This is a genomic window from Sphingobacterium anhuiense (assembly GCF_042686355.1).
Taxonomy (GTDB): Bacteria; Bacteroidota; Bacteroidia; order Sphingobacteriales; family Sphingobacteriaceae; genus Sphingobacterium; species Sphingobacterium anhuiense.
The window spans coordinates 192,438-217,453 of sequence record NZ_JBHUPE010000005.1 but is presented as its reverse complement, the minus strand read 5'-3'; the positions used below and the strand labels follow the sequence as shown (position 1 = coordinate 217,453).

The 25,016-nt window shown below is 38.2% G+C and carries 15 protein-coding genes; 4 read left to right on the top strand and 11 right to left on the bottom strand.

What is annotated here, in order from left to right; translation table 11 throughout:
* Window positions 1-4: 4 nt before the first annotated feature.
* The 7 genes from ACFS6I_RS13015 to ACFS6I_RS12985 all read right to left on the bottom strand — a co-directional run bounded on the left by ACFS6I_RS13015 (window position 5) and on the right by ACFS6I_RS12985 (window position 16,678).
* Window positions 5-3,142 carry a SusC/RagA family TonB-linked outer membrane protein gene (locus tag ACFS6I_RS13015; RefSeq protein WP_380921176.1) on the bottom strand — a complete coding sequence of 1,046 codons (3,138 nt, stop codon included), beginning with the start codon at window positions 3,140-3,142 and terminating at the stop codon, window positions 5-7.
* A gap of 27 nt (window positions 3,143-3,169) precedes the next feature.
* Window positions 3,170-6,034 carry a glycoside hydrolase family 31 protein gene (locus tag ACFS6I_RS13010; RefSeq protein WP_380921174.1) on the bottom strand — a complete coding sequence of 955 codons (2,865 nt, stop codon included), beginning with the start codon at window positions 6,032-6,034 and terminating at the stop codon, window positions 3,170-3,172.
* 173 nt (window positions 6,035-6,207) lie between these two features.
* Window positions 6,208-10,209 (bottom strand): hybrid sensor histidine kinase/response regulator, encoded by a 4,002-nt coding sequence (locus ACFS6I_RS13005; RefSeq protein ID WP_380921172.1) that lies wholly within the window; start codon window positions 10,207-10,209, stop codon window positions 6,208-6,210.
* 284 nt (window positions 10,210-10,493) lie between these two features.
* Window positions 10,494-11,072, bottom strand: a complete 579-nt coding sequence (locus tag ACFS6I_RS13000) for a fasciclin domain-containing protein (protein WP_380921170.1) — start codon at window positions 11,070-11,072, stop codon at window positions 10,494-10,496.
* 4 nt (window positions 11,073-11,076) lie between these two features.
* Entirely contained in the window at window positions 11,077-12,441 is a 1,365-nt protein-coding gene (locus ACFS6I_RS12995; protein ID WP_380921168.1) for a RagB/SusD family nutrient uptake outer membrane protein, read from the bottom strand.
* An 18-nt stretch (window positions 12,442-12,459) separates the two neighbouring features.
* Complete coding sequence (locus ACFS6I_RS12990; RefSeq protein ID WP_380921166.1) at window positions 12,460-15,552, bottom strand: SusC/RagA family TonB-linked outer membrane protein; 3,093 nt, start codon at window positions 15,550-15,552, stop codon at window positions 12,460-12,462.
* 262 nt (window positions 15,553-15,814) lie between these two features.
* Window positions 15,815-16,678, bottom strand: a complete 864-nt coding sequence (locus tag ACFS6I_RS12985) for an HD domain-containing protein (protein WP_380921164.1) — start codon at window positions 16,676-16,678, stop codon at window positions 15,815-15,817.
* A gap of 308 nt (window positions 16,679-16,986) precedes the next feature.
* On the opposite strand from ACFS6I_RS12985, the gene ACFS6I_RS12980 reads away from it, so the two are divergent.
* The gene (locus ACFS6I_RS12980) at window positions 16,987-18,306 is read left to right on the top strand and encodes a serine hydrolase domain-containing protein (RefSeq protein WP_380921162.1); all 1,320 of its coding nucleotides are present in this window, start codon (window positions 16,987-16,989) and stop codon (window positions 18,304-18,306) included.
* Window positions 18,307-18,651: 345 nt separating this feature from the next.
* On the opposite strand, the gene ACFS6I_RS12975 is transcribed toward ACFS6I_RS12980, so the two are convergent.
* The 3 genes from ACFS6I_RS12975 to ACFS6I_RS12965 are packed head-to-tail and all read right to left on the bottom strand — an operon-like array spanning window position 18,652 to window position 20,123.
* Window positions 18,652-19,596: a HipA domain-containing protein gene (locus ACFS6I_RS12975; protein WP_380921160.1), complete on the bottom strand. Its 945-nt coding sequence runs from the start codon at window positions 19,594-19,596 to the stop codon at window positions 18,652-18,654.
* Window positions 19,589-19,924 carry a HipA N-terminal domain-containing protein gene (locus tag ACFS6I_RS12970; protein WP_380921158.1) on the bottom strand — a complete coding sequence of 112 codons (336 nt, stop codon included), beginning with the start codon at window positions 19,922-19,924 and terminating at the stop codon, window positions 19,589-19,591. The genes ACFS6I_RS12975 and ACFS6I_RS12970 overlap by 8 nt, the downstream gene beginning before the upstream one ends.
* A complete protein-coding gene (locus ACFS6I_RS12965) occupies window positions 19,905-20,123 on the bottom strand; it encodes a type II toxin-antitoxin system Y4mF family antitoxin (protein ID WP_132770669.1) in 219 nt (72 codons plus the stop codon). The genes ACFS6I_RS12970 and ACFS6I_RS12965 overlap by 20 nt, the downstream gene beginning before the upstream one ends.
* Window positions 20,124-20,493: 370 nt before the next feature.
* On the opposite strand from ACFS6I_RS12965, the gene ACFS6I_RS12960 reads away from it, so the two are divergent.
* Complete coding sequence (locus tag ACFS6I_RS12960; RefSeq protein WP_380921156.1) at window positions 20,494-22,695, top strand: alpha-galactosidase; 2,202 nt, start codon at window positions 20,494-20,496, stop codon at window positions 22,693-22,695.
* A gap of 78 nt (window positions 22,696-22,773) precedes the next feature.
* On the opposite strand, the gene ACFS6I_RS12955 is transcribed toward ACFS6I_RS12960, so the two are convergent.
* Window positions 22,774-23,151, bottom strand: coding sequence for a winged helix-turn-helix transcriptional regulator (locus ACFS6I_RS12955; RefSeq protein ID WP_380921154.1), 378 nt, complete (start codon window positions 23,149-23,151; stop codon window positions 22,774-22,776).
* A 91-nt stretch (window positions 23,152-23,242) separates the two neighbouring features.
* Here ACFS6I_RS12955 and ACFS6I_RS12950 point away from each other — a divergent pair, with 91 nt between their 5' ends.
* Both ACFS6I_RS12950 and ACFS6I_RS12945 read left to right on the top strand, forming a co-directional pair.
* Complete coding sequence (locus ACFS6I_RS12950; protein ID WP_380921152.1) at window positions 23,243-24,235, top strand: quinone oxidoreductase family protein; 993 nt, start codon at window positions 23,243-23,245, stop codon at window positions 24,233-24,235.
* On the top strand, window positions 24,228-24,701 hold the full coding sequence (locus tag ACFS6I_RS12945; protein ID WP_380921150.1) for a cupin domain-containing protein: 474 nt from the start codon (window positions 24,228-24,230) through the stop codon (window positions 24,699-24,701). Before ACFS6I_RS12950 ends, ACFS6I_RS12945 begins: the two co-directional genes overlap by 8 nt.
* Window positions 24,702-25,016: the final 315 nt, after the last annotated feature.

Genomic DNA, 25,016 nt, shown 5'->3' with positions numbered 1-25,016 from the left:
GTGTTTAAAATTTAACGTTTAGACCGAACAAGACACTTTTAGGTCGTGGATAATAACCTAAGTCTATACCTGAGACCCAACCATCTGTGCCGTAACCGATTTCGGGATCCATACCGTCGTATTTGGTGAAGGTAAATAGATTTTGACCCTGTACGTAGAAGCGGATCTGATTGGTGAATTTCCAGCGGAGAACTTTGGATAGATCATAACCCAATGTAATGTTACTGATGCGCAGAAAATCGCCATCTTGCAGGTAGAGATCGGAGAATTGCCAGTTGACATTTGTTTCGGTAACCCTCGGTATGGTATTGGAAGTGCCTTCACCAGTCCATCTGTCCAAGATCCGTGTGGTGTAGTTTCCTTGTTTGTTCGCATGGTTACGGTAGGACTGTACGATCTTGTTTCCTACTGATCCATAGGCCTGTATTGAAAAATCAATTCCTTTATAATCTAATCCTAGATTAAATCCATAGGTAAAACTTGGCATACCTACACCGAGATTTACTTTATCGGTTGCATTTATAACACCATCGCCATTTTGGTCTACATACCTGACATCGCCTGGTCGTACGTCTGCCTGTAGAACACCCTTTCCGGCATCTCTCCATGCATCAATTTCGGCTTGGTTTTGAAATAAGCCATCGGTTTTATATCCCCAAAAATATCCAATCGGCTGACCGTTTTCGGCACGATAAAACTCTTCCGAGTTGTCATAAAGCATAGCTGTTCGACCATGAATAATACCGTCTTCAGTCGGAATCTGACCAACTTTATTTTTGTTATAAGCACCATTGACACCAAAGTTATATTTCAGTTCATTGACGCGGTCAGACCAATTGACTGCAAGTTCAACCCCTGTATTCTTGACGTCTCCACCATTGATAAATGGCGGTCTTGTACCTGTTGTGGCCAGTACGGGCGCCGTAACCAACCAGTCTTTGGTAGTTTTTATATAGAAATCGGTAACAATGTCCAAACGATTATTGCTAAATTTGGCGTCTATACCAATATTGGTCTGCTCGGAAGTTTCCCATGTCAGGTATGGATTAGATAACCGGCTTGGATAAGCTCCAGCGATATTGTTATTGCTTGTTCCAAATACATAGTGCGCTCCGGGGTTGCCAGAAGTGATACCTGTTGAAGTACTTATCGGCGAAGCATATTGAAAATCATCGATATCTTGGTTACCCACCTGACCCCAGGATGCTCGAAGTTTAAAAAAGTTTATCGCACTTAAGTTGTCTTGAAAAAAATCTTCAGAAGAGATCACCCATCCGGCAGATACCGAAGGAAAATAACCCCAACGGTTGTCTTTGGAGAATTTGGATGAGGCATCGGCTCTTAGGGTTGCATTTAAAAGATACTTCTCTTTGTAATTATAACCCATACGTCCAAAATAAGATACCCTGCGGGTAATATTCTCCGGTTTACCAGCCACTGTCCGGGTTTCTACAACATTACCTTTCTCATCTAAGTGCGCCTGACCTGTGGTATTATCCAAGTAAGCATGCGAAAAATCATTGAACTGCGATAATAGATTCCAATTGGAAGCAGATAGATATGTTCCTTGATAACGCAATGATTCCATACCCACCATAGCTGAAAACCGATGATCGCTATTGATATTAAAATCATAGGATGCTGTATTGGTCCAGGTCAGCGTATGACCTTTGCTCATGTTCTGAGAAGTTGTCGTATGATCTTCGTTGTAGGTGTAAATTGAAAAGCGGTACATGGGCGTAAAGCTTCTATATTCGGATGCATAATAATTAAATCCCAACAGCGACCTGACTTTCAAACCCTTGATTGGTTCAATTTCAGCAAAAACATCGGCCAGCAATTTCTGACCATCATTGCTATTATTGGAATTGGTCATCATACTACCATAGGGATTACCGTCTCCGTTGTACCAAGGCGAATTGGAGGTATCGTTAAATGGACTTCCGAACAGGCCGTTGTCCGAATAGACGGGAGACAATGGCGATGTGCTAAATGCACCCCGTAACGTATTGCTGTACTGGTCGCCAACACTCACACCTCTATTTTTTATGTAGTTGAAATTGAGATGCTGTCCTATTTTTAGAAAGTTATTCAATAATTTATGTTCCGAATTACTGCGAAAGCCATAGCGTTCATAGTTGGAAACATCCTTGCCCCCAACAATCCCTTCTTGCGCAACATAATTTAAGGACATCGCATAGGTTGACTTTTCCGATCCACCGGTTAATCCAATATTATAGTTATCCATTCGGGCATTGTCTTTAAACATGTGGTCCAACCAACTGGTATTGGCTAAACCTTCCATACCATCAAAATTAATCACGGATGCCCCTGAATTAAGCGACTGCTCATTCATAATGACTTTATACTGGTCGGCATTCAATAGTTTTGCTTTTCGGGCTACATTCTGAATTCCGGTAAAGCCATCAAATGACAAGATACTTTTACCGGAGGAACCCATTTTTGTGGTCACTAAAACAACTCCATTTGCAGCCTGAGACCCGTAAATTGCTGCAGAAGCGGCATCTTTTAAGACATCTATCGACTGAATATCTGCCGCATTTAATACCGATATATCTCCTCCAGGCACACCATCGATCACATATAATGGTCCGGAGTTGCCTATCGTACCTAAACCGCGAACGACAACTTTCATATCTGCTCCCGGTTGCCCTGAGGTCGATGTGATGGATACACCTGGTGCCTGTCCTTGAAGTGCCTGTAGCGGATTGAGCTGATTACGTTTTTGCAGATCTTCGCCTTCTACTTTAAGATTTGCTCCTGTATTTAATTTCTTTTTTTGTACACCATAGCCAATGACAACCACCTCATCCAGATCGGATACCAGTGGTTGTAGACGAATGACCAGATCTGTACCTGAGGCAGCAATTTCTTCTGTTTTATAACCGACATAGGAAATGACCAAGATCGTTCCTTTTGCTGCAGGTATGGAAAATTTCCCAGATTCATTACTACTTGTTGAGGTTGCCTGATTTTTCACTTTAATACTTGCGCCCCCGATTGGCAAGTTGGAATCAGCAGAAACTACGGATCCCGAAAAGGATTGTGCACAGACAACTGAGGTCATGCCCGTCATGACGACGACGGCAATTCCCTTTTTAAACAATTGCTTACTTATCATATAATTTAAATTTAAAATCGGTTGTATTTATTTTAGTTTAACCTGTAGTGTTTTTCCGGAATAAGAAATCATCTTTGATTTTTTTGCTTTGATATCGATACCGGCGCCGTGAGCAGGATCAACAAAAACGATATTGAATTTTCGATCCTTTAGCATACCATCAAACGTACCAACACGGTCAGCTAGCACGAGTGTTTTCGTCTTGTTGTCATAGGTCATGTCGATACGGCTGTATTGTCCTTTCTCGTAATTATAGTTGCTTCCTTCATCTTCATAGAGCGTAAATTGACCATCGGATCCATCGTAAACATACAGGTTGAGCAGATCTTGTTTTTGCTCAGTGGTGTATTGAATAGTTCTGCCTACTGGCATTATTGATCCTGCTTTTACAAATACGGGCATTCGCTCATAAGCAGCTTCTGCTGTGATATCTTGTCCTCCCTGACTCATTTTGCCCGTATAGAAATTGTACCAATCTCTTCCTTCGGGTAAATGAATGACTCTCGAAGTGGCTCCCATTTCTGTCACTGGGCTGATCAATAAGGATGGTCCCCAGAGGTACTGGTCATTAATATTAAACCCCTTCTGATCTTTTGGAAAGTCCATTGCCAATCCACGAATCATCGAGTAGTCTTCAAAAAATGTCTTTGCGGCTATACTGTAATTGTAAGCCAGAAGTTTATAGCGCAGATTGATGTAATACACCATGCTTTTATATGCAGGGTGATCTTCTGGCGCTATATGAAAAGGTTCGCGAAATGGAAATTGACCATGGGCGCGGAATATAGGTAGGAACGTTCCATACTGATACCATCTGGAATTCATTTCGCGCCATTCTTCCTGATCTGCAGGATTGGGCTTATGAAATCTATTCTCTACTAAAAAGCCACCGGCATCCATCGTCCAGTAAGGCGTACCTGACATTGAAAAATTGATTCCAGCAGCAATCTGATCCTTCATATCATGCCATCTTGAAGCAATATCGCCACTCCACGCTGCCGCGGCATAGCGTTGCTGGCCCGCAAAATAGGAACGTGTTAAAATAAATACACGTTTATTGGGATCTGTTTCGCGCTGTCCCTCATAGATTCCTTTTGCATTTTGAAGTGGGAATGCATTGTAATAGCGGACTGATGATCCGATATTGGGCTGAAAGACAGATTTGCGTTCGTTCAGATCGATGTTTGAATGTATATCAGGTTCACTGGCATCCATCCACCAGGCATCGACGCCAATTTGAAAAAGATTTTTGTCTAATAATTGCCAAAACGCATCGCGTGCTCCTTTGTTGAAGGGATCATAAAAAGTCGATGTATATCCTTTTCCGATCCAGTCTTTCCGTCCATCATAAATATTTCTGGTGTAAATCCATTTATTGTCGCTGAACTGTTTGTAGACGGTAGATTGTTCATTGATCTTGGGCCATGCCGAAATCATCAACTTATAATTTTGATCATGTAATTTTTTGATCATCCCTGCTGGATCAGGGAATCGCGCCTTATCAAACTGCTGGCTTCCCCAGTCGGGCTCTGACCAGTATGACCAATCTTGTACGATATTGTCAATGGGAATTTTTCGGTTTCGAAATTCTGTTGCGACACTTTCAATCTCCGCTTGCGTTTTATACCGTTCGCGACTTTGCCAGTAACCAAAACTCCATAAAGGCATAATTGGTGCTTTTCCTGACACGTGGCGATATCCAGAAACGACTTCATCCATCGATTGACCATGTACAAAGTAATAATCAATCGCATCACCGGCTTCAGAGTTAAAAGAAAACATATTTTTACGCTGCTCTGGAATAGGGCTTTGCCAATTGAATGTAAAATAAGATTCTCCCCCATCTGGCAACCATTCTATACGGATATCATGATCCTCATCCCGTTTAAATTGTTGTTCAATTTCAAAGGTTCCTGCATTCCAGGATTGTCTCCACCGATCAGCAACCAAATGGCCATCAATCCACACTTTCATGTAACCCGAGTATTTAAAATGGAGCACATGTTTTCCTGAATAGGGAGAAGATATACGGCCTTCGTAGATAACTTTACTGTCTACGAGTTTGACATCTTTCGGAAACTTATGCTGATCAGTCAGATAACTATATTCAATGATTGATTCGGGACGTGACAGGAAAACTTCGTCATCTTTATGCTTATTCACATAGGTTGCTGTCAACCAACCTTGCTCGCCCTCTTTAGAAGTTAATTTAAACGCATTGAGGGGCAGAAAAGCGCGTGTATCTCCAGCCTTGGTGATGGAATAGTTGTGCCATAAAAGCCCATAATTGTTTGTCGAAACTAAAAAAGGAATTCCGATTTCGGTGTTATATTGCAACAAAGTCACCTGTTTACCGCGATTGTAGTTCATAATCGCGTTTTGATGCTGCCCAAGTCCAAATATACCCTCAGCGGTGTCTACAATAAAATCTTGATTTAGTCGATAAAATGCATCGCCAGCATAACTATCGGGAATGAATGCATCTGCATTTCTTTTTGATTCACTCAAAATTCTCTTACCTGATGAATCAAAGAATTCAACTTTCCCGCTCACCAAAGAAACCTTAGCGATAAGATCCGATGTTGTTAAGTTTATCGTCGAATCTGTTGGTTGTACATGAAAGGATTTAAGCTGACGCTGTAAAGAGTCTACGACCACTAAACTTGCTTGTGATGGAAATGGATTGCCATAAGGAAGTGCGGTGACGCGAATGATTTTATCCGTGATCACATCCAGATAAACATCTTGATCAATGGCACTTTCAGATCCTTTGAAACTGACCTTGACACCTGATTGGGTTTTTATAAAATTGGATTTATTCACTTGCGCATTTCCATGATGGACAAGTGCAAAAAGCATAATACCGCTCAGAGCAAACTTTAGGTTTTGCATATATAAATAATTACTGGTTTAATTTTGGTTATTTCCCTTTTACCGTTTGAATTGGTAGGATCAAATATAGCGCAGTAGTTATTTCCAGAAGGGGGTGTTATGTTAACAATTAGGGTATCTAATGTTAACTGCTGAGATCTATAAAGATCCCTAATAAACCACAATAATTTAATTTACAGACTTTTACGATAATAGGATGGTAAAAATCCAAAAGTGCCTTTAAAGTATTTCGTAAATTGCTTGGGATTACTAAAACCAACTTCATACGCAATCTCGGAAAGCGATAAACTGGAATGTTGTATCAGATGCATCGCTCTTTTTAAACGGATATGCCTGATGTATTCTGTTGGTGAATATCCGGTAATGGCTAATATCTTTTTATAAAGTCCCACCCGGGTCATGTGCATGTTTCCGGCTAATATTTCAACCGACAAGGTCGAGTCTGACAAATCTCGTTCGACTTCAAGAATGAATTCGCGGATGAACTTCTCGTCGGCAGACTCAACCTCTGGCTGGTTGAGTTCGATTGCGATTTGCTTTTTGTATTTTTTAACCAGGGATGATTTTTGATCCAGAACACTGGCGATTTTAGATTTCAGCAATTCAAAATTAAATGGTTTTAGAATATAATCTGAAGCCCCTGCACGAAGTGCCTGCAGCTGTATTTTTTGATCCAGCACAGCGGTTACCATAATGACAGGAATATGTCGGTAACGTTCTGATGATTTTAGATACGTACAAAAATCGATACCGCTTTCACCAGCAAGCTGAATATCGGCAATCACTAAATCATACTCCTTTTTTGTCAGATGGTCTTTTGCTTCCTGTACGGTACAGACACCATCAACTAAGTATTCATCGTTTAAATTTCTTTTCAAATATTCTAAAAACTCCACATGATCTTCAATCAGCAAAATCTGATTTCTCTTGTTGATTTGTTTCTCTGGGCGTACTGATGTTTCCGAAATCGCTTCAATCGGTATTTCAACCACAAAACATGATCCTTCTCCGACTTTGCTCTGAACGGAAATATTTCCATTGAGAAACTCGACATATTCTTTCACAATGGCTAATCCAATACCTGTACCTTGATTTAAACGGCCACTGTTGATATCATATTGAAAATAACGGTCAAATATCCGATTTTGATATTCTTCCGGTATCCCGGGACTTTGGTCTTTAATCTCTAATCGCCATATATCGAGGTCATCGCTTTGTTCCTTAATTGTGCTCGTGATATGTATTGTACCTCCCGATCTGCTGAACTTAATGGCATTGGACAATAGATTGAATAGGATACTTTCCAATTTTCCTTTGTCAAAATTACCGAGATAATGATCGCGGTTATATATTACCTCGATGCAGAGCGAATTGACTTCGGCCAATTGGAAAAAGGGCTCAATCTGCTCTTTACAGAAAAGAATTAAATCGCCATATTCATCCATACGGCTAAGCTGGTTTTTTTCCAGTTTTCGAAAATCTAGCAATTGATTGACCAAAATCAATAGACGAGATGCATTTTTATTGATTAGCCTTAAATTTTCTTTTTTATGCAGATCTGTTTCTTCTTTTAGAAGCTGCTCTGATGGGGTTAAAATTAAACTGATCGGCGTTCTGAACTCGTGGCTTACGTTAGTAAAAAAGCGTGTCTTCAACTCTTCGAGTTCTTTTGCTTGCAACGCCTGTTCTTTGACCATTATCAGTTGATTTCGTGTCTTTGTCCGCAGTTTTACCCAAGCTTGCCACAGGTAGATACAGGAAATAGAAATCAGCACGTAAAGCATTAATGCCCAATTGCTCCTCCAAAAAGGAGGCTCAATCACGAGGGTTAATAATAATGTTTTTTCAGACCAGCTTTCATTATCGACTGAATGTCGGATGTAAAATCGGTATGTTTTGGAATCAAGATTCGTAAAATTGGCCTTCATTGTTCCCGTTTCAAAATCAAACCATTCCTCGCTGAGTCCATCCAACTGATACTGGTAGATCCGATTATCCTGCTGCAAATAATTAAATGAGGATAGTTCCAAGGAGATCGCATTTTGGTCATATGGCAGTTCTAATTTCTTCACATTGGTCAGTGCCTCATTATAAATAACCTTGCCGTTTACACGTTCACCAACATTGATTTTACGATTAAAGAGATAGATATTGGATAGAACAGGTGTTATATTTTCTTTTGATCCCAAAATTTGATTTGGATCAATAATATTATAACCATTGGGGCCTCCAAATATAAGCTGTCCGTTATCCATCTTTAAAGCTGAATTTTCATTAAAGACATTGCTTTGTAGTCCCTGTTCTTTGGTGAAGTTACGAATGACAAATTGCTTAGCATTTTGATTGGGAACAATTTCAGATAATCCTTTTGCTGTTGAGGCCCACATATTGCCCTTATTATCTTTGATTAATGCCAGTACGGCATTGTCAATCAGACCGTCGCTCGTATTGAGGAATTGGATCGTTTCATCCTGAATGATATTAATTCCTTCTTGAGTGGCCACCCAAATGCGACCCAGCTCATCTTCCTTAATATCATATATCAAATCATTGGAAAGACGCAACTTGCCTTCTTTTTCATTAAATTGATGTATTTCTCCATTTGACCGAATCAGTTCGATGCCTGTAGCAGTTCCAACCCAGATATTATTTTTTGAATCTTCAAATAAGACAGATACATAGGTGCTGGAAATTGTCTTTCCCTCACCCGAGCGATAGGTGGAAAACGTTTCCGTATCCTTATTAAACAAATATAAACCAGCAGATAGTGTTCCAACCCAGAAACGACCTCTTGAGTCTTCAAATATTTCCCAGACGCTATCGTCTGGTAATCGATCAGTACCCTTGTTGTATGTTTTGAAACTTTTACCATCGAAACGACTCAATCCCCCGTGGTAAGTACCTACCCAAAGTATATTTTTTTGATCCAGAAGCAGACTTACGACAACGTTACTGGGTAAAGAAGTTGCATCATTTGGATTGTGCAGATATTGTTTATATACTTTATCTTGAAAGTTATAATGCAAGAGACCGCCACCATTTGTACCGATCCATAAATTATGATTTTGATCTTGAATAAACCTGTTGACATCATCAAATGGCAATGTTTTGGCGTATCCTGCATAATTTTGGTATACCGGAAAAAGCAGTAAGTTTGGGTGATAATAACTGATGCCGCCCTTGTATGTCCCAACCCAGATGATGCCTTTCTGATCTTTATACAGGGAGGTAATACTATTATAGGGTAAACTTCTTAAATTATACGCCTCGTGATTGATCACAAAAAGTGATTGCGTCTTTTTATTAAAGACGTTGATTCCACCATGATCAGTAGCTAACCAAATCAAACCTTGTTCATCTTGAACGATACTGCCTACAAATACATTCGAAAGTTGCTCTTTGATATGACTGATCTCATCCGATCCAGCTTTGACCCAAAATACGCCGATTGGAACATCTTTTGAATAAATCCACAGATCTCCTTCGCGATCTATAAATAAACCATACGTAACGCGCTGTTTGCTGGCGGGTAAAGAAAATTGTTTAAGAATCTTCCAGGTCTTTTTTTGTACGAGCTGTGTCAACCCGTTTTCATAGATTATCCAAAAAGATTCCTTCGAATAATTTACAACATCGACTATTTTTTGATTCTTAAGTGGTGAAAATTTTCTCGTTTTTTTTGAAATCGTATGTGTTAGCATGAATGAATTATCGCTGTACAAAACAGCATATTCATCATCTTCAAAATGGCGGATAAGTTGAGGATCTCCAATCGGTAAATTCCATGTCTGAAGAATGGAATCTATATTTTGAATGATTACTCCTTTTTTTTGATCGTACACATTCATTTTCGAATGGGTACGGATCCAAATTTGCTCCCCTGGTCCTTCAAATAATGCCGATATACGATTACTGCTCAGTCCAAAACCTTTGTTTGATGAATACCGGAAATTTGTAAATTGAAGTCCATCAAATCGACTAAGTCCAGATTCCGTTCCAAACCACATGTAATTATATTGATCTCGTAGGCTGCAATTGATATGGTTATGTACCAATCCTTGATCGGAAGTGATGTTCTTAAAAGAATAGACTGTTCCTTGCTCTTGACTGAAACAAAAACTAGTAATCCATGAAAAAAGAAGTATACTGATCGACAGTAAGGTACTACGGAGCATCAAAATTTATAATTAGTACTGTAATACCAATATTAACAAAAATATTATTCAAATAAGAATAACCGATTGAAGTTTCGACAATTGCGTAGACAAATGATATGGATCTTTAACAAGCGATGAGGGGAACTGATACTGATCTAATAGAACCGGAAAGAACAAAAAAACTATTTAATCAGGCTTTCAAAATAAGAAGTAATTGGATCAGGTCTTGAACATCCAGTACTTTCTCACAGAAAATTAAATTCCTGCATTTTCACTGTTGTGGAAATGCAGGAACAATATGCCTATTTTACCTTCTCGGAATAGAAAACAACCTGATCAACAATATGGATAACACCATTTTCCGGAACAAGATTTGACGTACGGATTTGCCATTGCTTATTGGTTCCTTCATTGATGAGCCCCACATACGTACCGGTATGGGATAGGTACATAATCTGACCATTTTCAGTCTGATATGCAATGGGCTTGTTCTTTGGAGCCAAAGCAGGATCATTAAAATTTACTACTGCCTTTACAATATGATAACGCAACATATCTTTCAATATGGATACTGGAACTGTACCAATGGCGTCGTAATTATTTTCTTTTAAATACGCCTTAAACGCACGATTCGTGGGCAGAATAAAGGTCGATTTCTCTGTACGTTCGTATAATGCTTCATCCTTAGCTAGCATAATTGCTTCTTTTAGGGAAGACAAAGAATCATCTTTTTGGATATAGGCCCATGCAGACATATTTAATTTGCTATTGTCTTCTGCGTAATCGTATTCAAAGCTGTCCTGTACTTCGCAACTAAAAAAAGTAACCAACACAGTAAAAATGCACAGAAAAAAAGTAACGAAATATTTGATCTTCTTCATATGATTATCTATAAAATTCATTTTGTTTCAAATTTGGATTTTTAAGTAGTTCACCTTCGTGTATTGGCCATAGCAGATTTCGATTGTCCGAGAGACCGTTGATCGGTTTCATTGTTGAAATTGCAGTACCAGTACGTACAAGATCAAACCACCGATGTCCTTCAAAACAAAGCTCTATAGATCTTTCGTGCAAAATACCGGTTAGTAAGCTTCCAAATTGGCTATTGGCTTTATTTTGATCCAAAGCAACGAGTCCTGCACGAATGCGGATACGGTTCAGTAAGTCCAATGCTTCAACGGGCTGGTTTAAATTTGCATGTGCTTCGGCCTTTAATAAGACGATATCTGCCACTCTGGTAAGTACCATATTTCCTGACGAAGGTTCTGGACTCTCGTCATTAAATCCCTGTCCAAAAAATTTCCAGATCTTACGTGGCTGCACTTGGGACACATCGTAAATTCGTGGTTTGCGGAGATCCCCCGGTTCGATAGACGCAATAAAAGATGTACTGGGTACATAGTCACTATCTGATCCCATGGCATACCATATACGGAGGTTATTGGTCTGTACTTCATTGTAGCCGACTTCAAAAATACTTTCGGCACTGCTCCCTTTTACAAAAATGTTATTCCAATCCTCGATCGATACCAAGGTATATTGCGGATCCGCGAGCACTTTTTCGGACATTTCTATCGCCTGCGCATATTTATTTTGCCACATATACAGTTGCGTCAGAAATGCATAAGTAGCTCCTTTGGTGATCAGCACGCGGTTCCCGGCTCCTGAATAATTTGTCGCACAATTCTCCGTCGCGAACATCAAATCTTCCTCTACCTTAGCCAATACTTCGGCCTCCGTGTTCTTTTGAACAAACAGCTCCTGACCCAAACCCTCGTACGGTTCGATGACTAAAGGTACCTCCCCCCAGATCCGAACTAAGTAAAAATAAGCGAGTGCCCTCAATGCATGTGCCTGCCCGAGTAATTGTTTTTTTAGTTCGCTATCCTCATCTCCAAATGCTTGGGGAATATATTTGATTGCGTAATTCGCGCGGGATATAACAGTATAAAAATTATCCCAACGGGCTGAATTGATAATTGGCGTTAACGTATTTTGTTGTAGCGCGGCAGGATCACCGGCGTGACGGGTCACCACATTATCAGCCCGTCCCTCGCCCCAGTGGGCATAATTTTGACGGAAAAGAGTTTGTAAACCATTATAGATTCCATTGACTCCAGCTTGGGCATCACTGGGCTTTTTATAGTAGCCTTCTCCAGAAAAATTACTAATCGGTTCCTTATCCAGCAATGAATTAGAACAACTGGTAACAGATAGAAAAAGAATAGACCAAAATATGTATTTATACATTTTTTTCATCGTTATTTATTAAAGTCCAAAGATTAAACCAAACGTAAATGTGCGGCTCTGTGGGTAAGAGCCTTCATCCAACCCTACACGAAGACCGGAATAGGAATTGACATCGGGGTCAAAGCCCGTATATTTTGTCCAGGTGATCAGATTCGTAGCAGTAACAAATGCATCCAGTTTGCGCAGGCCGATCCGTTTGCTCAAAGCTGAATCAAAAGAATATCTTAAATTGACGTTCTTTAATTTGAGATACGAACCATCTTCAACCCATCTACTTTGGACTCTGCTATCGGACTGTTTTGGATCGTCCCGAATCAATCGGGGAAAATCTGTTTGATCCCCCTGCTCCCGCCACCGATCAAGAGCATCGCTAGATAGATTGTTGTAACGGACAATTGAGTTTCGTTGATGATTCAATTCGTTGTAAATCTGATTACCGACAGCATACTGAAAAAACACATTCAGATGAAAGTTCTTATAGCTAAAATCGTTGGAGATTCCGCCGAAATATTTAGGTTCTGCATATCCGATTATCTCCCGGTCATTCTGATCGATAATTTTATCATTGTTGACATCCTTCCAAATGGGGTCTCCACCTACAAAGACTGCTCCGTTGGCTCCGTTTGTTAGCTTGTTTGTATTGTCTTCATCACGCGCATACACGCCAAGAAAATTCCATCCATAAAATACGCCAATAGGTAAACCCTCTTTTAGTATATGGAAATTACCGTTCTGGATATGCCCGTTAGTCAGTAAATTTTCAGGTAAAGAAGTCACTTTATTCCTATTCAAGCTAATGTTTACATTGGTGCTCCAACGAAAGGCTCCTTCTAGATTACGAGTCTGTAGGCTAAATTCCAAGCCCCGATTCTCAATCGACCCTATGTTTTGCGTAATATATTCAAAACCAGAAGTTCCGGGGGTAGGCACATTATAGAGCAGATCTTTTGTTTTCTTCAAGTACGCATCTGTTGAAAACAGGATTCTATTTTTAAAAAATCCAAGCTCTAAACCCAGATTATATTGGTGGGTAGTCTCCCAAGTTAGGCTCGGATTGGGCATCACTGTCGGCGCAGCACCAGAAAAATCCAAATAGTTTGTTCCTAAGGTAAACTCTCCTCTCGATGTGTAATCACCGATGGCTTCATTTCCAGTACTTCCGAGGCTAAAACGGAGCTTACCGTCGCTGAGCCAGCCCAAATTTTTGATACCTTCTTCTTCCACAAAACGCCATCCTGCGGATGCAGAGGGAAAGAAGCCAAACCGTCGATCACGGCCAAAGCGGGAAGATCCGTCAGTACGAAGATTGAATTCTAACAGATATTTGCTCTCATAATCGTAAGTAACCCGGCCGAAATAAGAAAGCATAGCATGTTCGGAGGCGACATTTACACCTTGGTTGGAAATCACAGATGCACCATTTAGGGTACGGATATCATCGCTTGGAAAATATTCTCCATTGAGACCTGTTCGGTCATAACGCCATTTCTGAAAACTCATCCCAAATACCGCCCCAATATGGTGCTTATCCGCTACATTTTTGGTGTAAGTAAAGTAACTCTCATTTCCCCAAGTAAGATTTCCAGAAGATCGTACAGCACCGCTATTGTATCCTTCGCGGTAGTCCAGTATCGATGGCATAAATTCATCTTCCTTCATTGCAATATAATCCAGATTGACATTGCTCCGGAATTTAAGATCTTTATAGATATCAATTTCTAGATATTGGCTTCCAATGATACGATTACTCTTATTGAGATTGGTCGAAAACAAAGCCATACCGACAGGATTCCGCTGACCAATCATATAGCCGTTCAGTGATCCATCGGGCAAGTACATCGACATATTTGGTGGCCTTATCAATAAACTCCTAATAATACTCAAATTCCCTGATCCAGCAGCATTCGTTCGGTTGTTGACCGCGTTTGTGTAGGAAATGCTCTGCCCTATCCGCACGCGATCTGAAATTGTAAAGTCAACATTCAGTCGGGAGGTGAACCTTTTATAATTCGAATTCAATATGACTCCATCTTGATCCAAATAGGAAGAACTCCAGGCATATTTTGTTCCTTCATTACCTCCTCTTACAGAAAGATCCAACTTATACTGTTTTGCTGTACGCATCAACTCATCCTGCCAATCTACATCACCATTGTTCATGGGGTTGAGGGAATCGATAATCGTATAGAAAGGGTCTTCTGGGACTGTCATGCCACGATAAGAGTCCAACACTGCTTCTCGGTATTGTCTGGCATTAAGAACACTTAGTTTTCGCGTCAAGGAACTTACCCCTGCATTTGCATTCAATATTACTTCTGGCTTTCCTGCTGCGCCCCGTTTGGTCGTAATCATCACAACCCCATTGGCGGCCCGGGAACCATAAATTGCTGTTGAGGCTGCATCTTTTAGGATTTCAATGGATGCGATATCGCTTGGATTGATATCCGCCATTGGATTTAGACCTGAATTTTCTGTACCATTTAAAGAAGAAATAGAATTGGATTCTAGCGGAATACCATCTACAACAAAAAGCGGATTATTACCCGAATTCAGCGAAGAACTTCCCCGGACACGGATACTCATTTCTCCTCCTGGCGCTCCAGAATTGGACGATACCTGCACGCCGGCTGCCCGTCCCTGTAAAATGGAAATCGGATCCTGCAACGTTGTTTTCTCAATTTCAGCGGCACCTACAGAAACAATAGCGCCGGTTAGATTTCGCTTTTTCTGACGGCCGTATCCCACCACAACCGTTTCTTCGATCACATTGGAAATAGGTGCTAAAGCTATTGTATAGCTTGTACGCGTATCTATTTTTATCGTCTGACTGGAATAACCCAAAAATGAAAAAGTAAGCGATTGTCCTATTGCCCCATTGTCTAATACAAAACCACCTTGTTTATCTGTCGTTACGGTCGTACCATTTTTATCGTCAAGCTTTATCGTAACCCCGAGTAAAGGTGTCTTTGTCACTGCATCGATCACTTTACCAAGGATCGTTTTTTGCTGCGCTGCCGAAGCGCAAGGAATAATGAATAGGACATGCAAAAAAAACAAGGATGGTGCATAATACGACAACCATAGTTTACATTGGGTAGCACTAAATTTCATACAAAGGTTTTAAGTTTAGATCATCTATAAATTGTCGATAACGATTAATAAAAAGTATTTTAATGAAAACATTTACATTAAAATTTAAGCATTATCAAATAATTAACGACAAAAAAAAACCTATAGTATCTGAAGTAATACATTTTGTAACATTATTGTTATAAATATGGATTTAAGGCTTCTGTGCACACACTTATTCTGACCGATTTATAAGGGGAATTGGCAGATATAAATTATTTAGTGGAGGTAAAAAAGATTTTCGTTAGTAAGTACCTATAACCATAGGCTTTAGTATCCTTTCCTTGAAAATTTTTCTAGATTGAGATTCAGAAAAACTTTCAAAACCTTCCAAATTTTTGATTTTTTCAAGTTCGGCATTGAGATCAGGATCGGTCTTTATTATGGATAAAACTGCAGGATCATCTTTCCAAAGATCTGATAAAACAAGAATACCTTTTTCCAGTCCTAAAGCAATCAATTCTGCAAGCTTGGTATTGGCAAATATATGTTCCGGTTTTCTGAAATATGCATTATTGAGCTGAAGGTATTTACTGCTAATCCATGAAGCTACCCTTTCACTCTGAACACCAATCTTACCATCCTGAACACCAAGTTCGCTTATAAAATCATGTGCCTCCACAATATCGATTAGGCCAAAATGATATAAATCCCTAATGGTATAATCTATCCGATCAGCACAAAGAGCAGGTAGCGGCGTCTCAAGCAAGGTATGCTTTGGATCTTCCAATAAGGAAGTACTGAATCCATATTTAGCGAGAATGTTAGGTATCGTAGACGATGCTATTACCTCTTCAAAAATTTGCTCATGATAATCTTCGCCTTTATGCTGCAGAACATAATCGATAACATGTGAAAATGCCGTATGGGAGACATCGTGCAAAAGAGCTGCAACCTGTTCTTCCAAACTCCCTCCAAGTTTCCTCACCAGAAGCATAACGCCGATAGCATGTTCATATCTGCTGTGATCAACATGTGGAGAGACCAAAAAAATGGCACCTCCCTGATGAATATTTTTTAAACGTTGAACCGGCTCCGAGTTTATTAGCTCGCTAAGAATATCTTCAAGTTCGAAATTACCGTAAAAAATATCACTTACCATCATCATTCAAATATAAAGCATTTAAGGTAATGATAGAGTTAAAAATGAAAACGCCCTTCTTTATACAGGAATTCTATTAAAAAAATCATTGACAGTGCAATTGAATCAGTATGATTTACTATAAAAACTTATTTACACTGTTGGGCTCCATTTTTTTAAGCACAATTCTAATGATCGCATGGATTTTATTTAGAGAAAATCAAACTCGTAAAGTATTAAAATATAAACTAAAACAATTATCTTTAAAGTCTAAGAAGACTGTAAATTAAGACAGCTCTTTATCCATCAAATTAAAAACCATAAGACAAATTATTATGCTTAAAAAAATTTCAAGTTACTTCGTACTTCTTTTGATCTCGACTGGTAGCTATGCGCAAAATTTCGACTCCCAAAAACTAGACTCGTATTTTGCATCACTGGAGCAAAATAACAAATTTATGGGAAGTGTGGCTATATCAAAAAATGGTACACTTATTTATTCCAAATCGGTTGGCTTTTCTGATCTTGAGAACAATAAGAAAGCAACACCAAATTCTAAGTATAGAATTGGCTCCATTTCAAAAACATTTACTTCTGTTTTGGTTTTGAAAGCTGTAGAAATGAAAAAATTAAAACTAAATCAAACCATCGAAAGCTTTTTTCCAACGATTAAAAATGCTGAAAAAATAACCGTAGAACATTTATTAAGTCACAGAAGTGGAATACATAATTTTACGGATGACAAGGATTATCTAATCTGGAATTTACAGCCTAAGACCGAAAAAGAAATGGTAGCAATTATTGCAAAAGCGGGCAGTGATTTTGAACCTGACAGCAAAGCGCAATACAGCAATTCAAATTTTGTACTGCTAACTTACATGCTTGAAAAAAGTTTCAAAAAAAGTTACACAGATCTGTTAAAAGAGTTTATCACAAAGCCTCTTGATTTAAAGAATACCTATATGGGAGGAAAAATTAATCCAGCGAAAGAAGAATGCAAATCATATACCTTTAATGAGAAATGGATTCTTCAACCTGAAACAGATATTTCTATTCCTTTGGGGGCTGGAGGAGTTGTTTCTACACCAAGTGATTTGGTCGATTTCAGCAATGCACTGTTTAATGGCAAATTGTTGAATCCTGAAAATCTTGAAATCATGAAAAGCATCAAAGATCAATATGGGGTAGGCTTATTTCAAATTCCTTTTTATGACAAAATTGGATATGGACACACCGGAGGAATTGATGGTTTTAGTTCTGTCTTTTCTCATTTTGATGACGAGAATATTGATTTTGCTTTAACTTCAAACGGAACTAATTTCAATAATAATAATATTGCTATTGCGCTATTAAGTGCCGTTTATAATAAACCATATGATATTCCAAATTTCTCCAGCCATGAAGTATCTTCAGAAGATCTGGACAAGTATTTAGGTATTTATGCGTCAAAACAAATCCCCTTGAAAATTACGATTACAAAAGACAAAAAAACGTTGATGGCTCAGGCAACAGGACAATCGGCATTTCCTCTTGAAGCAACAGAAAAAGATAAATTCAAATTTGAACAGGCAGGGATTGTTTTAGAATTTAGACCGGAAGATAAAACAATGAAATTGAAACAAGGTGGCGGAGAATTTCTATTCAATCTGGAATAATAAATCAGTAGATTAAGGCAAGACATTCTAAGTCGATTAATACCGGAAATTCTTGTAAATATATGATTTGCAAGCATTTCCTAATTATCAATAATTTGTTCGGAAATACTTTTGTAATTTATTATTTAAATAAAAATTTTAGCCCCTGCTCTAATCTTAATTATAAAATCAGTTTTAGCACCTCTATAACTTAGACAATTATACTCATATTTTTTTGCGAGCGCTACTTTTAGCGTCTGATGTTATGTCGCTATCTCAGGAAACGGAATCAGAAAATCCCAAAAATAACTTCTATTCATTGATTTCCAAGTCCCATTTGAATATGAAATGTAGAAAAGAAAAAAATTATAAAAATAAACTTGCTCTTTCCTCGACTAATGTTTTGAATGCAGATTTATTATCATCGTTCAAAAAAGAAATATCAATGAGCTGTAATGCTTTTGGATTCCATTCTAGTATTCTTTTGTAAACCGTTTTAACTTGCTTATCATTTAAACCCAAAACTTCAGCCAATCGATTAAAATATCCTTTACTAAACTTCATCTTTTTCCCGCCTAATAATAAAGCTGTATCTTCCTTATCTTTAGGAAAAATGATCTTGACATTAAGCAAATCGTAAGCTGGAGAAAACACCCAGCCCATAGAAGAATCGTTTAGCATAGAAAAGTTCTTTAGATGCATATCGTTATTTCCAATGATAAAGTTGAAAACAGTTAGTTCAAAAAATCGACGTTTATCTAACAAAGTATGGTTTGACAATTTTCCTATCATATTACCCACCAATTCCATACTACCTTTATATTTGTTTTCCAACTCCAATATCTGTAGAAAGTCTATCATATGATTTTTTGAACCGTCTACATTGCGATCGATACGCTTGGTAATATAACAGAGCTCTCCAGTGATTAGTCTGATCATAGCATATGGAACTGTTTTTATGTTAAACAACTCCGCTAATTTCATGGATAAATGTTCATTTTCTGGCATTTGGCTATACAAAGCATTTTGTGGCTTTAAAATATAATTACCTTCCAAGGCATCTAAAATCGTTAATCGCCCTCGTTGACCATCAGTTAACAAATTTTTTATCCAGCCCAGAGAAAGTTTGGGTTGTACACCTGGTACTGTGATTGAACGTTGTACAGATTCTCTTGCCAAAAATTCCATTTCATCCAAACGATATGGTAGAACGGGAGGTTCCTCTGTTCCATAAAACAATTTAGAACATTTAGGATGATAATCGATTTCCCTTTCACCTAATTCTTTATAGCAATACAGACATTTATTCATCTTCGTTCAATTCTATAGGGTGTACGGATACTGCGCCAATACTGTTTTGACAACAAGCCAATAATAATCCCATTCTATCATTTTGATTTAATTTCCAACTTGCACTTGCAATATCTAATAACCAGCCTTCAGGTATCAATCCGTCAAAAAATGGAAAAATGGACACGCTATTATACGGAAACTTCCTTACAGGCATTTGAAATGTTATAAATTGATCAGGAAATTCTTTAATATATCCTTCATTATATTGAAAAACATATGTCCCTTCTTCTGTTTCCGTAAGTGTTCCTGCAATTATATTATTATATTTAATGATTCCCTGTCTCATAATCTTTAGCATTAACTGGTCCTAAAAAATGTCCAAAAAGCATTAACACCTGATTTACTTTTGTTAAACTTAAATTATCTTTACCTTGCTCAATCTTACGGACAACTGTTAAAGCTACTCCAGCACTTTCAGCAAGATCCTCTTGTGTGAGTCCGAGTTGCTTTCTTTTAGATTTTACAAATTCTGCTATTATATTCATTTTATATGCTTTTACATATAAAAATAAGAAAAAATATCAAATTATATGCATAAGCATATAAAAATATGATATAATGACATATTATATGTAAAAGCATATAGCTAACTTATTATGTCGCTTTTGCCCAGGCATTGATATCCTGGATAAAATTCATAAGCTTCAACCCTACAGACCATAAAAAAATCAAATAAGTAATCTGCAATACTGATTATAACGATTGATCATTTTGAGAACAATCTAGCAATCACTATCTTAGTTGAACCGTTACTATTTATTATAGTCGAGACCGATGCATCCGATCTATACGATTTGGAATACATCAGGCTTTAATAAAAAAGCGCTAGTTACTTCATAATCCTAAACCAACAATATGACAAAATTTATGCTCCTATTTTTGTTGCTCCCTATTTTTTTTGATAGTAGTGCACAACAAACGCAATTGCAGCTCAAAACAACAAAAAATATCATTCTCGAAACTGCTGACATCGCACTGGTTCTGAATGTAGAGGAAAACAAAGATGTCAATATGGTCTACCTTGGAAATAAACTATCAAAATCGGATGAATACACACAAGTAACCAAACAATATAAACAGGCTAATGATTATACCAGCATGTATCAATCTGCTTATGCGGCTTCGGGCACCCGAAGCTTACTTGAACCTGCTATAAGCGTCGAGCATGCTGACGGAAATCAATCTTTAGATCTTAAATATATCGACCATAAAAATGATATTAGTACCGCAGGAAAACAGCATGTCACCATTTTTATGAAAGATGAAGTATACCCCTTTTATGTCGAATTACATTATCAGGCAAATTATCAGGACAACATCTTTGAACAATGGACGGTTATTCGGCATGAAGAGAAAAAAAATGTAAAACTAACCAAATTTGCTTCGGCTAATCTTAACCTGAAATCAGACGATTTCTACTTGCGTAGCTATCACGGTGACTGGATAGCCGAAATGCAACCAGAAACAGAAAGACTTACCCATGGTATCAAAACACTGGATAGTAAACTGGGTACCCGGACCAACTTATTGATGAGTTCTTACTTTGCCATTGGTATGGATAAGACATGGAATGAAACACAGGGAACGGTATTACTAGGTGGCTTGGATTGGAGCGGCAACTTTAGAATTGATTTTGAAAAAGATCCGCAGGATAATTTAAGAGTCATTGCAGGCATTAATAATTATGCATCGCATTATGCTTTAAAACCTAAAACAGCTTTCACTACCCCAAAATTCACTTATACGCTGTCGACGAAAGGTATAGGTGAGGGATCTCGTAATTTCCATCGATGGGCAAAAAATAATCGTCTGGTTGATGGAAACGGAGAACGCCTCACCTTGCTCAATAACTGGGAAAGTACTTATTTTGATTTTGATGAAAAGAAGATCTTTCATCTGCTGGAAAACACAAAAAAATTAGGTGTTGATCTTTTCCTTTTAGATGATGGTTGGTTTGGAAATAAATATCCCCGAAATGCGGACACATCTGCATTAGGTGACTGGAATGAGAATAAGAAAAAACTACCCAATGGAATTGCCTCAATCACCAAAGAAGCCGATAAAGTTGGTGTGAAATTTGGTATCTGGGTAGAACCCGAGATGATAAGTCCCAAAAGTGAACTTTATGAAAAGAAACCAAACTGGGTGGTGAAGCAGACAAACAGGCCTGAATATTATTTTAGAAATCAGCTCGTGCTGGACTTATCCAATCCCGAAGTACAAGATTTTGTCTTCAACACTCTTGATCAATTATTACAGAAAAATCCTTCTTTAGCTTATATCAAATGGGACTGTAATGCCGTCATATACAATGCATACTCGAGTTTCCAAAGTGACCAAAATAATTTCTATGTTGACTACACCTTGGGCTTATACAAGATTCTAGAACGATTCCGCGCCAAGTATCCGAAACTTCCTATGATGCTTTGTTCTGGTGGTGGTGGGCGTATCGATTACGGTGCATTAAATTACTTTAGTGAATATTGGCCAAGTGATAACACAGATCCTTACGATCGGATTTTTATGCAATATGAAAACTCCCTGTTCTTTCCCGCAATAGGAAGTGCAAACCATGTCACCACTTTTGGGAAGCAGGATCTAAAATTTAAAATTGATGTAGCCATGATGGGAAAAATGGGTTTTGACCTCAATCTAGAAGAATTGCGTCCGGAAGAATTAAGTTTCGCACAAAAAGCCGTCAAAACATACGATAACATCAAAGATATCGTGTGGCATGGTGATCTTTATCGTTTTTCTAATCCTAGAGAAAACAATTATGCTAGTCTTGCCTACATAAACAGCGATAAAAGTAAAGCAGTGATGTTCAATTACCTCACCTTTTATAACCATGTGTTCAAAACCACTAAACCGATCAAATGGCAAGGTTTAGATCCGAATAAATCGTACAAAGTCCAAGAAATAAACTTGAATAAAGACGATAAAACGATCGCTGAAAACCTGATCCTATCCGGAGACTTCTTAATGAATATTGGATTAAATCCTGTTTTAGAAAATAACCGAAGAAGTGTTGTCATCCTGTTGACAGCTACTCCATAAGTAGATCAATGGCTTAACAACTGACGTTAAATATCCTATTTCCTTTTCCATTTAACTGGGAATAGGGAATAGGATATTTTATGACAACGAATTTTTAATTTTATCTCTATGGATCAACCCCCAGTTTACCAGCGTCTCGGTTACCGGAAATACAGATTTCCCGTATTCTGTTACAGCATAAATGACCGTAATGGGTTTGGTATCTTGAATGGTTCTTGTAATCAGTAGATTGATTTCAAGCTCTCGGAGTTCTTTACTCAGCATTTTTGCAGAAATCCCTTCTATCCCGCGTTGCAATTTCTTAAAATGAATTTGTTGATCCGTTCTGTTGGTCAGATAACGTAAAATCATCAGTTTCCACTTACCTCCCAATACATCGAGACTGTCGCGCATGGCAAAAAGCTCTTCTGTACATGTCGCCGGTCTTTCTACACCATTATCTATAATATTTGCCATAATAGTTACCTTCATGTTACTAGTTACCAACGGTTAACTAGTGGCAAATATAAACTATTCTGTCTATACCTTTGTATAAAATCAACACGTCATGAAAGTAGTTATGCTCAATAAACATGGTCAGCTGGAAGATCGATCTATTCCTAAACCAATACCGAAAGACCATGAAGTTTTGATCCAAATAAAAGCAAGCGGTTTTAATCCCATCGATTATCAGATGCTGGAAAATGAACACGAAAGAAAACTGATCAGTTCGCCGATATTGGGACGAGAACTGGCAGGAATCGTAGTGGATAAGGGTGCTCAAGTACCTGAATTTCAAATTGGTGATGAAGTTCTCTGTGCTAGTGGATCAATGGGAAGTAATGGTACATATGCTGAATTTATTACCGTTCCTGAAGCTATTGTTGCTGTCAAACCTAAGCGAATTTCCTTTGAAGAAGCAGCGGCAGTACCATCGGCAGCGCTGACTGCTCTACAAATTTTTAATCGACTCCAGATCTATCCGAAAGATACAATCCTGATCACGGGAGCCTCGGGTGGAGTCGGATCTTTTCTTGTCAAGATATTATTGGCACATAATATTGATCAGATCATTGCTACTGCTGGTAGTGAGGAAAATACTAAACTGCTCTTGAATATGGGACTAAAGGAAAATCAGATCGTCAATTATAAACTGCCTAATCTAAGAGATAACCTGATTAAAGTTAACAATAATCAACCATTTGATATTGGAATCGATCTGGTTGGAAACGAGATTGCCGAAATTACAGCGGAATTGCTAAAAATTAATGGAACCTATGTTGATGTTACTTTTATGACCACTACGAAATCCCGTGAAACGCTCTTTAATAAAGGAATAAGCATCTTGAATATCTCCAATTATGCGCACAGCGTAACCAAAAATTACGCCTACTACAAAGATAATCTCCAGCGTATTGCGGAAATGATCCAAGACGGAACCATAAGTCCGCCAAGTTATAAAATTGTAGGCAAGCTTTCCTCGGAAACAGTGCTGGAAGCTCATCGTATGCTTAAATACAATCAAACGAACGGAAATAAATTAATAATGATCCATGAATAAAATACCAAGAAGAATCGTCACCGGAATCCAAAACGGAAAGTCTGTGATCCTTGAAGATAAAATTGTAGCAAATGCTGTAGAACATTTCCCTAATTTGGTGATATCAGATGTTTGGAATACGCAACAGATGCCTGCAAGCCTGGATTATGAAATGCAGATCCCCAATAAGGGTTTCCCTGAAACGCCAAAAAACGGAACGTATTTTCGTTATGTCTCCATCCCTCCTGATAAAGAACTGGGGGTGCATGTAAAAATCGGACAGCCCCACCCGATGATGCATCAAACTTCAACCTTGGATTACATCATCATTCTTTCAGGAGAACTTTATCTGATCATGGACGAAGGTGAAACGCTTTTAAAAGCAGGAGATATTGTCATTCAGAGGGGCACTAACCACGCTTGGAGCAACCGCTCCGATCATCCATGTATACAACTTGCCATTTTAATTGACGCAGTAAAGAAGTAATTAGTTCTAATTTACTGTTTTAATGAATGATAAGACCATCCTTTTGGCTTGCTGTTCAGAGATATACATGCGGCTTGCAAAATGAATATGGACAATGAAACGCGATCAGTGATTTTACTCTGATCAAAAAAATTATTATTCTTCAAAAAAATTGGATAATAAAAGTATTTTCTTTTCTTTGTAAAAACACAAAAGAAAACACTTTCATAATGAACAATCTAGGACAGATTAATATTAACATCTTGATTAATGCTACAGTCGTGGTCATCGTCATTATTTGTTCAAAATGGGAGGTTAATACTTTGTAAGATATTT